The 16472-nt window shown below is 54.3% G+C and carries 8 protein-coding genes; all 8 read left to right on the forward strand.

The features are described from left to right. The first annotated feature begins 296 nt into the window (after window positions 1-296). The 8 genes from FHS18_RS25495 to FHS18_RS25530 all read left to right on the forward strand — a co-directional run bounded on the left by FHS18_RS25495 (window position 297) and on the right by FHS18_RS25530 (window position 16191). A complete protein-coding gene (locus FHS18_RS25495) occupies window positions 297-1220 on the forward strand; it encodes a carbohydrate ABC transporter permease (RefSeq protein WP_183603211.1) in 924 nt (307 codons plus the stop codon). Window positions 1221-1374: 154 nt separating this feature from the next. Beyond that, window positions 1375-3120, forward strand: coding sequence for a cache domain-containing sensor histidine kinase (locus FHS18_RS25500; RefSeq protein ID WP_183603212.1), 1746 nt, complete (start codon window positions 1375-1377; stop codon window positions 3118-3120). Window positions 3121-3124: 4 nt separating this feature from the next. Continuing rightward, window positions 3125-4579 (forward strand): response regulator, encoded by a 1455-nt coding sequence (locus FHS18_RS25505; RefSeq protein ID WP_183603213.1) that lies wholly within the window; start codon window positions 3125-3127, stop codon window positions 4577-4579. A gap of 50 nt (window positions 4580-4629) precedes the next feature. Beyond that, the gene (locus FHS18_RS25510; RefSeq protein ID WP_183603214.1) at window positions 4630-5589 is read left to right on the forward strand and encodes a glycoside hydrolase family 43 protein; all 960 of its coding nucleotides are present in this window, start codon (window positions 4630-4632) and stop codon (window positions 5587-5589) included. A 3-nt stretch (window positions 5590-5592) separates the two neighbouring features. Then, entirely contained in the window at window positions 5593-7623 is a 2031-nt protein-coding gene (locus FHS18_RS25515) for a family 43 glycosylhydrolase (protein WP_183603215.1), read from the forward strand. A gap of 290 nt (window positions 7624-7913) precedes the next feature. After that, window positions 7914-12020, forward strand: coding sequence for an S-layer homology domain-containing protein (locus FHS18_RS25520; protein WP_183603216.1), 4107 nt, complete (start codon window positions 7914-7916; stop codon window positions 12018-12020). A 371-nt stretch (window positions 12021-12391) separates the two neighbouring features. Continuing rightward, complete coding sequence (locus FHS18_RS25525; RefSeq protein WP_183603217.1) at window positions 12392-14701, forward strand: AraC family transcriptional regulator; 2310 nt, start codon at window positions 12392-12394, stop codon at window positions 14699-14701. Beyond that, window positions 14698-16191, forward strand: a complete 1494-nt coding sequence (locus tag FHS18_RS25530; RefSeq protein WP_183603218.1) for an extracellular solute-binding protein — start codon at window positions 14698-14700, stop codon at window positions 16189-16191. Before FHS18_RS25525 ends, FHS18_RS25530 begins: the two co-directional genes overlap by 4 nt. The last annotated feature ends 281 nt before the right edge of the window (window positions 16192-16472 follow it).

Here is a 16472-nt window from a genome sequence, read left to right on the forward strand (position 1 = left end):
CTTGGCACATGCTTTCGAAGCGAGTTTTTGCTCGACCTGTTTCTTTGCGAAACAGGGCTGCTCCCAAAACCTTAGCACATGCTTTCGAAGCGAGTTTTTGCTCGCTCTGTTTCTTTGCGAAACAGGGCTACTCCCAAAACCTAGCGCATGCTTTCGAAGCGAGTTTTTGCTCGACCTGTTTCTTTGCGAAACAGGGCTGCTCCCAAAACCTAGCACATGCTTTCGAAGCGAGTTTTTGCTCGCTCTGTTTCTTTGCGAAACAGGGCTACTCACAAAAACATTCAGAGGTGAAGAAAATGGTAGGAGGCAAAAGCGTCGGCGACCGCGTCTTTACGCTCACGAATGTCGTTATTATGGTCATCATTATGCTGCTGACGCTGTATCCCTTCTGGTTCTCCGTCATCAGCTCCTTGAACGACGGGGCGGACTTGCAGCGGGGGCCGATCTTCGCGTGGCCGCGCGAATTCACGTGGGCAAGCTGGCAGACGGTGCTGGCGGACCCCGGGATTATGAAGGCCGCTTGGATTACGGCGTCGCGGACGGTGATCGTCACGGTCGTATCCGTGTTCTATACGGCGATGTTCGCTTATGCATTCTCGCGTCCTTATCTCAAAGGACGAATGTGGTATATGGTGATCGGATTTACGAGCATGTATTTCAGCGGAGGTCTAATCCCGTCTTTCATGCTAATGAATTGGCTCGGCCTGTATGATACGTACTGGGTCTATATTCTTCCAGCCCTCTTCGGCGGGTTCTGGAATGTCATTATATTCAATGCGAATTTCAAGGCAATACCGGAGTCGCTCTTCGAATCGGCGAAAATGGACGGCGCCAGCGAATTTACGATCTTCCTCCGCATCGTCATGCCGCTGTCCAAGCCGGTGCTCGCTGCCTTGTCCGTCTTTACGGCGGTCGGGGTATGGAACGATTACGGGGCGACCTTGTATTTTACGCAGTCGACCGATCTGCAGACGCTGCAATACTTGATCTTGAAGCTCATTCAATCCAATGCGGCCGTCGAGCAGCTGGCTGCCACGGCGGCAGGTTCGTCCCCGGAAGTGGCCGAATTGTTCGCCAAGGCGAATGGCGGGGGAAAGGTAACCGCCCGGACGCTGGAGCTGGCCGCCATGGTCATCGCCTCCCTCCCGATGATTGCGATGTATCCGTTCGCGCAGCGCTTCTTCGTGAAAGGCGTGCTGCTCGGCTCCGTGAAGGGTTAATCCGTACGCGCGTTTGAAGCTGCCGCATCGTCACGGCAGCTTTTGACGTTGCGCTTAAGGCGAGGCATGCGTAAGGATATGGGATGAAAGCATTTCCAAGATGAGGGGCTTCTGGTATAACGGAAGAAGACGATCACGAAAGGTAGGATGCACGTTGCTCAATCGGTTCCGGAAGCGCAGCTTGACCAGACAGATTCTGTACCTCATCTTGATCATGCTCATGATCTTGCTCATTGCCTTCACCATCCAGGACCGGATTGCGAAACAAATTATCGAACGGAAGGTCACGGAATCGGTGGAGACGATCTCGCAGCAAGTCATAGAGAAAATGAACAGCTTCGATGCGGATATCAAGGGGATCTCCACCTTCTTATTCTATAGTCCGACCGTACAGTCGTACTTGAATACGGAGGATGAAATGACGCGAATATTGGACCACCGGGAGGTTCTGTCCATGTTCGACAACACCAATTCGATGAAGACGAACATTCGAGGGATCCAATTGTACGACACGGCAGGCAAGCAGCTTGCCCGGTTCGGCGAAGGCGATAACTTGGCAGACATTACGCTTGTCAAGGAATTAACATATTCGGGGCTATTGGAGCTGGACACCCGGCCAACCGAACACTTCTATGCGATTACGACGCCTGTCTACGGCATCGATAGTAACGGGATCGTTACGGAGCTCAAAGGGATCGGCCGCTTCTACATGGACGTCACCAATCTCTCGCCGATTCTAGCAAGCGCTGCCATTACGCCGAACGCGCAGGTTCGGCTGCTGGATGCGGAGAACCGAACGATTGCGGGCGCGGGCAGCGTGGAAGGCGGGGAGTCCTTTCAGGTGGACGATTGGAGTCGAGATTCCGACTATATCGTGCAGACGTTTACGCTGCCCCGCTCCAACTGGAAGCTGGTCAGCGTAATTCCCAAGGACGAACTGCTGGCGGATTTGGATACGATCAAGCGATTTAATATCACGACCTATCTCGTCATGTTCGTCCTGTTCCAACTGTTCCTGGTCCTGTTCTCGAACCGGATTCTGAAGCCGATCCGAGCTTTGCTGGATTTCGTCAAAACCTATCCCAAGCAAGGGGGAAGCAGCCGGTTCCAGGTGGCGCTGGATAATGAAGTCGGCGTGCTCGGGACGAATCTGAACAAAATGCTGGATGAAATCAGCGTGCTCAGCGATGAAGTTCAAGCCGCACAAAAGCGAATGTACGAAGTCGAGCTGACCAAGAAACAGATGGAAGTATCGGCGTTTCGCAATCAGATTAATCCCCATTTCTTATACAATACATTGGAAAGCATCCGCGCCGTTGCCTTCTATCATGGCGTGCAGGACATTGCCGACATCTCCGAGTCGCTCTCCAAGATGTTCCGGTATGCGGTGAAGGCCGGCAACGTCGTAACGCTGCAGGATGAGATCGCCCATGTGCAAGAATACGCCCGCATTACCGATTTCCGGTTTCGGGGCAGATTTAGATTCCAGTTTGACGTGGAGGAACAGCTGCTGAACGTCAGTGCGCTCAAGATGCTTCTCCAGCCGCTCGTAGAGAATGCCGTATTCCATGGCTTGGAGCGTAAAGTCGGTCCCGGTATGGTGTGGATCGACGTGTATCGGATGGCGGATCAGCGGATCCAAGTGTCGATCCGGGATAACGGGATCGGCATGGACGGCGTCAGGCTGCAGGAGCTTACAGGTCAGCTTGTCCGTTATGACGAGCGTGATGGTATGCACGAAGAATCCGGTCAAGGAATCGGCATGCTCAATATTTATCGGCGGATTAAACTTTTCTATGGGGACGCGGCGGATATGACGTTAACCAGCCGGCTGAATGAGGGAACGACGGTCACGGTGACATTCCCGGATCAAATGAATGAATCGTTCGGAGGGGGATGAGGTCATGTATCGGGTGCTTATCGTCGATGACGAACCTTGGGTAGCTTATGGCCTATCGAAGCTCATTAACTGGGAAGAACTGGGCTTTACGGTAGTCGGGGAGGCGCATGACGGCTTGACGGCGATTGCGCTGATCGAACAGAATGCCCCCGATGTCGTCGTATCGGATATTCGCATGCCGGGTCTGGACGGAATCGAGCTGCTCGAAGAAATCCGCAAACGCGGTCTGGATACGTCCGTAATCTTCGTCAGCGGCTATTCCGAGTTTCAATATGCCCAGCAAGCGCTGAAGTTGGGCGCATTCGATTATCTATTGAAGCAAGTCGAACGAGGCGCGCTGCAAGACACGATGTCGCGGCTGAAAGAGATGCTGGATGACAAGCGGAGGCTGCGCGCAGAGCCCGATTCGTTCCTGAACGACCTGTTCGACCTGCTCGATCCGGACAGCAAAATGACGATCGGGGCTTTCTTGGCGGGTAAAGGCTATCGCTTCGAGCATCCCCATTACCGATTCATCAGCTGCCAATTCCCCTATGCCACCGTTACGAATATCGATCAACTATCCGTGACGGTCGAGGGGATCGAATATTTGTCCTTCCGAACCGGCCCGAACCAAACGACGCTGCTCGTCAATTACGACGAATCGGGCGCGCCGATTACGATTTTGGATTTTATTACGCTTCACTTATCGGATGCGCTCCATATCGGGATCAGCTCCAGGTTTTGCTCCTCGGATTCTTTGTCGAAGAGCTATCAGGAAGCGGATATCGCGTTATTCAGTTCCCTATGCAGTCCGGATTCGAGAGCCGTAAGCTATAAGGACCGCACGCCCGCGCCAGAGCTGACAGGGGATATTCTTCAGTTGGAGCTCGCCGTCAAAGAGCAGCGGGCGACGCGCGCCAAAGACCTCCTGGAAGCCATCGGTCATAGCTGCTGCCGCCAAGATCTGCTCATTGACCAAGTGACCGGCATCTACAATCAGCTGGTCTCCCTAATTCACAAATATTACGGTTCTGGGAACGTGACGCAGAACATCGAATATCTGACCTATGATCACGTGGCCCGTCACTATGGTTCCTACCCGAAGCTGTTCCGTTCGCTCGAGGAGGTGTTCGAATCGCAAGCCGATATGGAGATCGTGCTGTCGAACGACCAGGTGAAGGAGATCATGGCTTATATCGATAGCCGGTATTCGGAAGACCTTATTCTGGGGGACGTGGCGAAGCATTTTTCCATGAGTGTCGGATACTTAAGTTCGCTGATCAAGAAAAAGACGGGGACCGGCTACTCCGAGTATATTACCGGCAAACGGCTTCAACGCGCCAAAGAGCTGCTGGCCGAACCGAGGCTATCTGTGCAAGAGATCGTGCAGCAGGTGGGGTACAAGGACTATTTTTACTTCAACAAACTGTTCAAGAAACACGTCGGTGTGACGCCGAGCAAGTTCCGGAAGATTTAGACCGGCCGGGTCGTAGCTAAGGCGAACTTTGAAAGGGGTATGGCGAGGATATGACGGAGCAACGGGCAAGCGAGAACGATACCTTATTCGGCTATTTGTTCATCCACTTCATCGGCGAACAGGAGGATGGCGAGCAAATCTATTTTGCGCTGAGCCAGGACGGGCTGCACTGGCACGATTTGAATAACCAGCAACCGGTATTGCGTTCCAACGTCGGGGAGCGGGGAGTTCGGGATCCTTATCTGCTCAGAAGCGCGGATGGCAGCCGGTTCTATCTGCTCGCGACCGACCTTAGCATCTATCACCGCGGCGGCGACTGGAGCCAGACGACGATTACGGGAAGCCGTTCGCTCGTCATCTGGGAATCGTCCGATCTGGTGAACTGGTCCGAGCCTCGCACGGTTGAGGTTGCTCCGATAGAGACCGGCTGTGCCTGGGCGCCGGAGGCAATCTATGACGAGGCGGAAGAGGATTATCTGGTATTCTGGGCCTCCGGGAGAGAGGCTGCCGAAGGGGAAGGCCGGGGAATGCACATCTACTGCAGCAAGACGCGGGACTTCCGTACGTTCACGCCTGCCGTGCAGTATATTACGCGAGGGGAGCAGCGCACGATTATCGATACGACCATCATGAAGGCGGGCGGCAAGTATTATCGGGCCTCCGGCGACGGTCAGATTACGATTGAGGCGAGCGACCGCTTAATGGGCGATTGGGAAGTGATCTCAACGCTGGAATCAATCGGGCTCAAGCTGACGGGGAGAGATGTCGAGGGGCCGGAATTTTTCAAATTCAACGGCGAAGACCAATGGGGGCTGCTGGTCGATCAGTACGCCACGAAGGACGGCTATCTGCCGATCGTGACAACCGATATCGGGGATACGACGGGCTCCAGTTGGAAGAAACTCGCACCGGATACGTATTCGTTCGGCAGTTTGAAGAAACGTCATGGTTCGATCTTGCCGATCACCAAGCAAGAATACGTAGCGATCCTGGACCAATGGGGGAAATGAGCCATGCTGCTGCCTTATTATCTCATACCCGGTACCGTTTTGCCGACGGACATAGAAGGAGAACCCGCGGTCTGGCAGTCGTCCTTGCCCGGCGCAGTGGATCCTCAAGGGAATCTAGTGGCGCCGTGGGAAGGGATGAGCGCTGAATTTCAATTGACTGCAACGGCATCCAGCCGGACCTATTCGTTCAGTGTCCGCATGATGGGCTCGAATTGCTATTGGCTGGCCGGGTATACGCGCAAGCCTGATGCCGACCCCAATGTACGCAGTCTTTTTGTCGCCAAGAGTCTCCATCTGGCCTTGAGTAAGAATGGCAACGACTATGAGGCACTGAACAGCAACTATGGCGTTCTCTTCGCCGCAGCCGATTACAGCCGATCGGTTGCCGGTGAAACGCAATTGCTCGAGCAGCCCCGGATGTTCCGATTGGCCGATCATGGCTTCGGGATCTTGGCTATCCCTCTGAATCATCAGGGACAGGAGAATCGTCCAGGCGAACTGCTTTATTTCGAGACGCAAGACTTGGTCCGATATGAAGAAAAAGGAAGACTGAGACTAACCGAATCGGCGATCATGGATTTCTCTTGCCAGCTTGATGCGGAAACGCTGCGTTATCGGATCAGTTGGATCGAGGAGAGCGGTGAATCCAGCTATACGACCACGCAAAATTTCATCCATCTGGATCCGCCGCGGTCGGGTGAGATGAATCCCGTGATGCTTTGCCAAGTGCCACTTGGTGACGACGTTGAAGCAGCGCAATGCATGGCTCTAACTTCTTCGGAAGCCGCCTATCTTCGCAATAAGCTTGGGCGTGTCCGCAATATTGCCATCGATGTCCCTACGATTCGGCTGTGTGCCGGTGATTCTACTCTGAATCTCGATACCGTTCGGGTAACGGCGAGATATTCGGACGGGAGCAGCGCGCTTAAGAGACTTACCCTGGACGAGGCTGAGACGGCCGAGCTGGATTTGTCGAAGCCAGGCGAATACACGCTCCGAGCGAGAGTTGTCCGGAAAAGGTTTCCTTATCCGATGATGCGCACCAGGCCGGATCCGTATGTGCTTCATTGGAAGGGACGCTATTATTTTATCGCCACGGATGACGATGGTCAGCGGAAAATCCATATCCGCTCGGCAGATACGCTGGAAGGTCTGGAAGACGGACGGTCAGAAGAGGTGCTCTTGTGGGACGGTAACGTCCCTGACGGCGAGCGTCATGGACAGCATTGGGCACCGGAGCTTCACGTCATCGGCGGTAAGCTGTACAGTTTGCTGGCCATCAGCGTCAATAATGAATGGCATGGCGTTCAAGCCCATATGGCCCTGCTTAAGGGTGAAGATCCCATGATCCCGGAACATTGGGATACGCCAAGACGAGTTCTTGACCGACACGGGAAGGCTTTAACGGATCTGGCCAAGCGGGAGCACAGTATCTCGCTCGATATGACCTATTTTGAGCATAACGGTAAGTCCTATGTCTGCTGGTCGGAGCCCAAATGGTTCGGGGAGCAGCAGGAAAGGGCGTCGCTTTATCTTGCTGCCGTAGACCCCGCAAAGCCATGGCAGCTTACTAGCGAGCCGGTGCAAATAGCCCGGAATGAGTACGGATGGGATCGGAATGGCGGCATAGCTTCCGGTGTTGCGGAGGGGCCGTTCGTGCTTAAGCGAGGCGACACGCTGTATATGGCGTATTCCGGTTCGAACGTCAGTCCGAATTATACCGTCGGTCTGCTCGCGATGTCCGCTGAAGCGGATCCGATGAATCCGGCATCCTGGACGAAATCTAATTACCCCGTCATGCATTCGAATAGTCTGCCGGATCAATACGGACCTGGCCATAACATGTTCGTCCAAGACCGATACGGCGATTGGTACAATGTCTATCATGCTTGCGGCGTGACCGGCGGATTCCGCCATGCCAGCATCAGTCCGCTCCATTTTCGTGTCGACGGTACTCCTGTTCTCGATATGCGGGAGGACGAAGAACTGCTGCCGGAATTGGAGCGGGTTACGCTAACCGTATTGGTCGAATAAAGGTAGTGTTGTGAGAACGACCGCTCTCTGTCTGGGACAGAGAGTGGTTTTTTGTATGAACGCGAACAAACATCTTAAATACCTGCACAGGAAGCTTAAAAAACTTCATTCCGAACGAGAGAACGAGTTGTTAATCTTAAGGCAAGGGAAACATCTTCCTTACACTCGCCGGGCATAAAGGGGGACGTCCAGTTATGGTAACGGTTACATTTCGTGAGTAGGCGGAGAGAGCTTGCCGTTTATCGCAGCATGCAGCTATTGGTTAGGCCATGCCAGAGAGGAGAGCATTCATGTCAAAGCAATTGAAACAGGTCTTATCGCTATTGCTATGCGTATCGCTCGTATGTACGCCGTTGGTTACCTTTTTCCTAGGGGCGCATGTTGCGGCTGCGGCTGAGACAAGTTCCTACCCGGCGGTACAGGATGCGTTCGTATCCAACTTCAACGCGCAAGGAGACAGTGTGGGGATCGCCCTGAACGCGAATAAATTGATATACGGCAAATTCCGGCATGTCTATCTCAAGTTCGATCTAGGCGCTATCGATACGGAACGTTATCCGATTGACGGGATGAAGGTGATGTTGAACTTCCGCAAAACGCATGCGCCCAATGAGCTCGTATTCACGGAAAGCGAATCGGCCTTGCGAGACTCCGGCGAGGATTGGACGGTCAACAATCTGACCTATAATAACCGTCCCCAAGATATCGCGGAATCGCCGGTCGTTACGCAAAACGTGACGTCAACCGGGGAGGAGAATCTGTCCGTCGACCTGTCCGCGATCTTCCGCAGCGCGCTCAGTAACGGAAGAACCACGGTCACTGTCCATCTAACGACAACCCGCGTGGACGATAGCGCGGTGTCCGCCAGCGAGATGTATGCTTCGCGGAATACATTGGGCTATCCCGGTCCAGCCTTATCCGTGACGTTGGGTCAACCGTTCGAGGAGGCGGAGCTGCCTGTCCAGATTTCGGCCCCCGACATGGGGAATTATTATGATAACGGCAAGACCGCGGCCATGATATTCAAGATGAGGAACGAAGCCGGCAAGTATGTGAAAGTTGACCCCGTCTCGGAAAAGCTGTCGCTTGCGGCCGATGACGCGGAAGCTTCCACGTTCGCGCTGTATGTCCAAGACTACTTCGCCACCGTGGATCATGAGGAGCCGGAGGTCGGAGCTACCAAGACGGCGTATGCCATCAAGGCTTTGGATACCGGCAAATATCTGACGATCCAGAATTATTATACGGCGGAAGAATTCCTTAGCAATACGCATCGTTACTTCAATATTCTGAGCGGCGATACTAGCGGCACCAGCACAGACAGGACGTTCGAGGTCAAGGCGTCGGCCGATATCCCGAACTGGAACGAACGATTCTATGTCGACCACTATGCGAAGGCGGGTTATTACCGGATCTGGTCGCATCTATCCACCATGAGAGACGACGCGGGCTTCAACCGGTTCTACGTGACCATGCAAGACGACGCCATGCAGAGCAGTGGAACGGCGGCTCTTGATCAGGAATACCGGTTTTATTTCGAAGAGGTACCGGGCAAGGATCTGCTGGAGGTGAGCCAGGAGGTATCGGGATCAGACGCCGAATTGTTCTGGCTTCCCGTGAACGGCGATACGAACCCTGCCCATTACAGCGTCGACGGCAGCGATGCGGGGATCGGTTTTGTCGATGGCTTCATGCGCGCGACGATGACGGACTTGGGCGCCGGCAGTCACAACTATATCGTTGCTTATGACGGAAGCGGGTATGAAGCGAAGACGGACGTGAAGGTCCTTATTTTCAGCCACCCGGGCATCTTGTTGTCCGAAGACGATTTGGCTAGCATGAAACGCCATGTTGAGGCGAAGGAAGAGCCGTGGTACTCCGATTACCAGCGGCTGCTCAATAGCGTTTCCTATGGCGTCGCCAGTCCCGATTTCGTGACGACCGTCTTCTCGAACGTCGGACGCGGCGGCGCTCCGTCGGATTCGGCGAACATCGGATATTTCGAGAAGGGCGGCAATGCGGCGTACTTCAATGCCTTGCAGTGGGTCATTACGGGCGAGGAGCAATACGCGGCGAAAGCGGCCGATATTCTCACCCAATGGGCGCAAGCGTTGAAGGTAATCGATGGCAGGGACCGCATATTGGGCGCCGGCATCAATGCTTACAAGTATGCCAGCGCGGCGGAGATCATCCGCTATTACGACGGCGGCTACAGCGGATACAGCGATGACGACTTCAAGGCACTGCAGGACATGATGATCAACGTGGTCTATCCCGTAATTCAGGACGCGGCCGCTCCTATGCTCGCCAACGGCAACTGGGACGCGGCGGCACTCGTCAGCATGATGGCGATCGGCGTGTTATGCGACAAGACGGAAATCTTCGATCGCGCGATGGCCCTCTACCAGGACATTCACGTGAACGGATCGATCTTCGCCTATGTGAATGATTCGGGCCAGACGATGGAGACCGGCCGCGATCAGGCCCACGCGATGCTCGCCTTGGGGTACATGGCTGAGATCTGCCTGATCGCCTACAATCAGGACGAGGATTTGTATGCCTTGTACGATAACCGGCTAGCGAAGGCTTTCGAATATACGGCGAAATATAATCTGTTCTCGAAGGAGCTGTACGGCGAGGATGTACCTTTTGACTCGATGCCGAACGTGTTCGGCGATACGAGCAGGGGTTATTACGGAGCCGGGTTCGACAGAGAGAACAACGGGCTGAACCGAGGAGAGCTTCGTCCTGTGTTCGAGCAGGCGCTGGCGCTGTTCAACAAGGCAGGCGGCGCCGATCTGACCTGGACCGCGAAGGCTGCGGCAGCGATGCGCCCGCAGGGCATGGTCCATTTCGATAACTTGAACTTCGGTACGCTGACGCATTATAACGGGGAACCTGCGAACGCAAGCGGAACGTATTTTCAGATGCGTACGAGATGGGAGCCTCTATACCAACGGAATTGGAGCATGGTGGACGGTCAACGCGTCGCCGAGACGCTGAACTCTTATTATGACGTGAACGAGAACGGCGAGCTGGTTACGAGCGTGATGAAGGAGAAGGCGCCTTTCTACCAATTAATCGCCAACAATGACGGTACGTACTCGGTTCGTCTGGTCAAGTCCGGCGCCTATCTGTCGGTCAAGGAGGAGTTGGTCGAGAGCTACAACGTGATTCGAGCCGATGCGACGACGATCGGCGAGAGCGAAAAGTTTCTGCTGCGTTCCACCGGAGTCGGTCCATTCTTCCTCGTCTCGCCCAAGTATGAGAACCGGATTGTGTATCAACATGCGGCCGGAACAGGGAGCGATGCGGTGCTGACCCTGCGTCTTGGGACGAAGACGCTGTCGCAGATCGCCGATATTCCGAATGTCTCGACGAATGAGAGATTCATCTTCATGTACAACGCGGAGGAGATCGCGCGGAAAGACTCGCCGGAGCCGCCAATCGGCGCCATGCCGAACATTACGACGACTGCCTTGACCGGCGGCAAAGTGGGCCGATCCTATAGTCAAACCCTTGCGGCGACCGGTAACGGAACTATCTCATGGTCGGTTATAGACGGCGCGCTGCCTAACGGATTGAGCCTGACGGAAGAAGGCTTAATCAGCGGCAAGCCGACCAAGAAAGGCACATTCGGGTTCACGGTCCAAGCGAGCAATGTCGCCGGCAGCGATACGCAAGCGCTCAGCTTAGTCATCTCTGCTGGGGCATCGCCTTCGTCTCCTGTTGCGGATCCGGTCATTACCGTACCTGAGGATGACAAGGACGACCAGACGGACGTTTCCCATGAAGACGCTGACGGTACCAATGCAGAGACCCCTAACGGCAAGGCCTTCGATGATGTCTCCGAGGCTCATTGGGCAGCAGGCGACATTACCTTCGTAACGGCACGCGGGCTGTTCGAAGGGACCGGCATGAATCTATTCCATCCTGAGGCGACCATGACGCGGGCGATGTTCGCGCGGGTATTGGCTAATCTGGAGGGGATCGAGGATAGCGAGTATGCAGCGCCTGTGTTTACCGATGTGCCGGAGGGACGCTGGTATACGGCAGCGGTGAATTGGGCGGCGGGAAGCGGCATTATTAGCGGAATGGGGCAAGGCCGATTCGGCCCGAACGACAACCTCACGCGCGAGCAGTTAGCGGCTATGGTGTACAATTACGCGACATCCAGCGGATACGAACTGATTGATGTAGCAAAGGTTACCTTCGCCGATGGTGACAGCGTCGCCACATGGGCAAGAGAAGCTGCGAATGCCTTGGCAGCAGCAGGCCTCCTGACCGGCAAGCCGGACGGGCGTTTCGATCCGAAGGGCAACGTTACCCGCGCCGAGGCGGCAGCCGTAATCTCCAGACTGATTCGTGCGCATAGCGCTGCTCAAGTCCATATATGATCGGATCTCATTAGAGGACTTTAAGCAACTCTGCAATTAGCTGGCGGTTCTTGCAGGTACAATAACTTGAGGAAGCTGAACGGGGCGTTCGGCTTCCTTTTGCGTTTGTCCCAAAATAAGCGGATATAACTATTGACGGTCCGTATGCGGAGGGATACCTTTAAGAGGGACATTCCCCCTTTACTGGAAATTAGCGTTATTCGCGTTGTGTCCCGATAATCGGAACAATCCGATCCTCAGATATACGGCGGACAACCAAGAAGTTTCATCAGGTATATTGCTTGTAATCCCTCGTACGGAGAAGATGGGGGAAGGTTATCTGAAGCGTATTCGGCCTCCGCTCCAAGGAAGGCATCCGGGAGGAATCCGGCTTGAGGAAATATATGCTGCGTTTATTGTCATACAGCTTATTGTTAGGTATACTTCCTTCGATTTTGATCGGGATCCTGTCTTACTCCATCGCTTCCGGGGACATCGAGAGCAAAGTAAAGGATGCCAATATGCAGTGGCTGGCGCAGACGCAGATGCGCGTGGAGCAGATGCTGAAGTCGATCGAGAAGTCGGCGACCCAGCTGGCGAACTCGTCGCTGGTGCAAGCATCCATGAATGTCTCGTATACCTCTTCCGACTTTGAGTCCGTCCGGGAGCTTACCAAGGAACTATATAATTTGCAGTCGAGCGATGTGGTTATCACGCAAGCCTATCTGGTGAACTTGAATCGGAATTGGGTACTTAATTTGAATGCATTAAAGCCGCTGCAGCAATTCGAAGGTCACGACGAATTCCTTGGTTATGCCAGTGAACCTCGGAGTATCTTCTGGCAAGCCGGATTGGCGTCCTCGAACGGCGATTTCGCGGAACCCGTGCAGTCCGTTACGTTGGTGCATAAGATCCCGATCCTTCCGCAGACGAACCGGCCGCAAGGTTTGCTCGTTCTTCGCGTTGTTTCGTCCGAAATTCAGAATGCGCTTACATTTCCGGATACGAAATACCGAAGCTATGTCCTGGACCAGTCCGGCACGGATATTCTTGGTCTTCAAGCGAACGATGAACCGGACGAAACCATTCATCGCGCGGTTAGCGAGCGGCTTACCTCGAATCCGGAGCAACGTTCCGGGCTATTCAATATGAAGCGAGGCGGCGAAGAGGTAGCCGTCCTGTACCGGGCTTCCGATTTCAATAGTTGGACGTATGTATCCGTCGTATCGATCGGGGAGCTTAAGAAGGAAACGCAGAAAATCGCCGATTTGACGATATTGGTCTGCGCACTCATCGTGTTCATCGTATTGGCAGCCGCCTTGTACGGCAGCCGCAGAATGTATCGCCCTATCGGCCGTTTATTCGAGGTTGCGAGAGGGCTTGACGTCAGCGACAAAGATCCGTCCGTCCCGGCCAAGCGCGATGAACTGGCGTTCATTCAGCATAGCATGCAGTCTTTGGCCGTCTCGAGAGAACGTATCGAGCAACAGCTGCTCGGACAGACCAGTCACTTGAAGGATTTCTTCGTGCTCAAGCTGTTCACGGGCCAGATCACGGAGAACGATTATTTGTTCCGATCGGCAATAGGAGTATTTCCCGGGGAATGGAAACGGCTCGGCGTCCTTGCGCTGCAAATCGATAATCTGCAGGAAACCAGGTATAGCGAAGAAGACCGCGAGCTGCTCCTGTATGCCGTCAGCAATATCGTCCAAGAAGTGGTCCCGGCTGCGAATCGCTTCACGCCGATTACGATTAATCAGTCCCAAGTGACGTTGATCGGAGCCGACCTGGAAGAGACGGACGAAGTTAGACAACGTTTCTATGCGTGGGCAGAGTGCATCAAGCGGAACGTGGAGGACGTGCTCCAACTAAATGTAAGCGTTGGCATTAGCAATCCGTTCACTCGCCTTACGGACACGGTCCAAGCTTACGGAGAGAGTCTTACGGCGCTGCAAGCGCGAATTAACCTTGGGCCGGAGATCATCGTTCATTATGGCGATATCGAGAATAGCCGAGGGACGGAACATTACGAATTCTCCCATCTGAAGGTGCTGGAGGAGCGATTGGCGTATGCGATCAGGGAACTGCAGCCGAATCAGGCTTCCGACGTCTTCCAGCAATACCTGAATGCCTTGTTGCACAAGAACGGCAGCTTATATGAGCATCAGATGCTGCTCCTTCAGTTGGTATCGAGACTGCTGCAGATCGTCCAGGAACAGGGAATTACGCTGAAAAAGGTGTTGGAAGAGAAAGGCGCGGTCAAGCGGCTGCTGCATCTGCAGACCCGCGAGGAGATCATTCATTGGTTCGAGTCCCAATTGTTCCAGCCAATGATCCGGGTGCTATCGGAGAAGTCCGATTCCCAATACATGAAGATCGCGGACAGACTGTTGAAGTTGATACAGGAGCAATACGACCAGGATATTACCTTGGAAGCATGCTCCCAAATCCTGAATTACCATCCGGTCTACCTGAGCCGCATCTTCAAGCGGGAGATCGGCATTCCGTTCAGCGAATACTTGATGGACTACCGGATGAAGATGGCCAAGGTCATGTTGGAGACAACCGAACTCAAAGTATCGGAGATCAGCGAGAAGCTTCACTACAACAATGTCAGCTCTTTTATTCGCGGCTATAAGAAGATGTACAGCATAACTCCGGGACAATACCGAGACCAGATTACGAAGGAGAGCACGGTATGATGAAAGGGTCGCCCGTCCTGCTCACGCTCCTGCTAGTTTCCATGCTCATGACTTCCTGCATGTCCAAGAGCAGCGCCGATGAAGCGCCTCGCGCCGAGCGATTCTATGTTTCTATAGGCGCGGGCTTGGTGGGAGAGCTCCCTCCGAACAATAATGCGGTTGAGCAAGCCATTGAAGCGTATACCGGGACCGATCTGCAGATTCAGTGGATTCCTTTGTCCGCCTACGATGACAAGGTCCGGTTGATGATCGCTTCCGGGGAGCTGCCGAAGCTGATCAAGCTGAGCAACTCCCCGACGTATCTGTCTTCCTTGAAGGCCGGCCAATTCTGGGAGCTCGGCCCGCTCCTGCAGGACTACCCGAATTTGTCCGCGCCAGATCGGCGTTACTATGACTACATCGCCGTCAGCGGCAAAATCTATGGCATCCCGTTGTTCCGCGATCTCGGACGCGCCGTCATTCAGTACCGGAAGGACTGGTTCGACCGGCTGGGCTTAGAAGTTCCGGTGACGCTCGAGGACTGGTATCAAGTCGTCCGGGCGCTTACCTTGGATGACCCGGATCGGAACGGGAAGAACGATACGTACGGCATGGTGCTCGAGAAACGATACAACCAGGACGCCAGCTCCCTGTTGACGCGGATCTCGGTCTCCCAAGGCGGGCCCAACAAGTGGATGGTGGAGAACGGTCGCTTCACGCCGGAATTCATGACGGAGCCTTTCTTGAACACGATGAAGCTGTTCCGGCGTTTGTACGAGGAGAAGCTCATCAATCTCGACTTCACGCTAGTGGATACGATCGAGACGGCGAAGATCTATGACTCCGGGCGCGCCGGCATCATCGTAAGCGGCGGGAATGCCCAGACCTGGCAGGATAAGCTGACGAAGTCGATTCCCGGAGGCATCGTGGATGCCGCTCCTCTTGCCGGTCCAGGTGGCGTGCGGCTGCCGGGAGAGCCCGGGAATGCGGGTTTTCTGGCTATCCCGAAGGACGCGGTGAAGTCGGAGAGCGAGGTTAGGCGAATCCTGAAGTTCCTCGACATGCTGCTCGAACCGCAGATGCAGACCGTCATCGCGCAAGGCGTGGAGAACCGCCATTGGTCGGCGAAGGATGGCTACACCGAAGTGTTGGACCGTACCTTGAGTCTCAAGGAGGTCAAACCTTACCGGGACGCGCTGCTCTACCTGGACGAAGACCATATGTCCATCGAGCCTGTCCGCCAGCCTGAGTTATACGTCAAGAACCAGCTTATCGGAGCGACGTATAACAACTATATCGTGCCGAACCCGGCCTTAACGCTCGAATCGGCGACGAATGAAGAGCGGGGCAAGGAATTGGAGATCCTCATCAGCGACGCCGTGACCCGATTCATCATGGGCCACCTGGACGAAGCGGGCTGGCAGGCGGAGCTAGCGAAGTGGCGGCAAGCCGGCGGCGACCGGATGACCCGGGAGTATGAAGAGGCTTATGGGAAGGTAAATCAGACTTAGACGAAGCTGTCTCCAAGGAGTTATACATATTTTCACATGAGAATAGCCCACATCTGTGATAGATGTGGGCTATTCTCATTTAACGCAACAACCAAGTATCCGTCGAACACTAGGAGAAAGGCACTCTGAATCCTTCAAATCGTGTTCCATTACCTAAGAATAGTTGGCCATTCGCATTCGATACCGCAGTAACCTGAACCACGTCTCCTGTAATCAACTGGGCAAGCGTATTGACCTCCCCGATAACAGCTCCTCCTCCAGGTGAGAACACGGCGGTTCCT

Source organism: Paenibacillus phyllosphaerae, from assembly GCF_014192105.1.
In the GTDB taxonomy this organism is placed as follows: Bacteria; Bacillota; Bacilli; order Paenibacillales; family Paenibacillaceae; genus Paenibacillus_Z; species Paenibacillus_Z phyllosphaerae.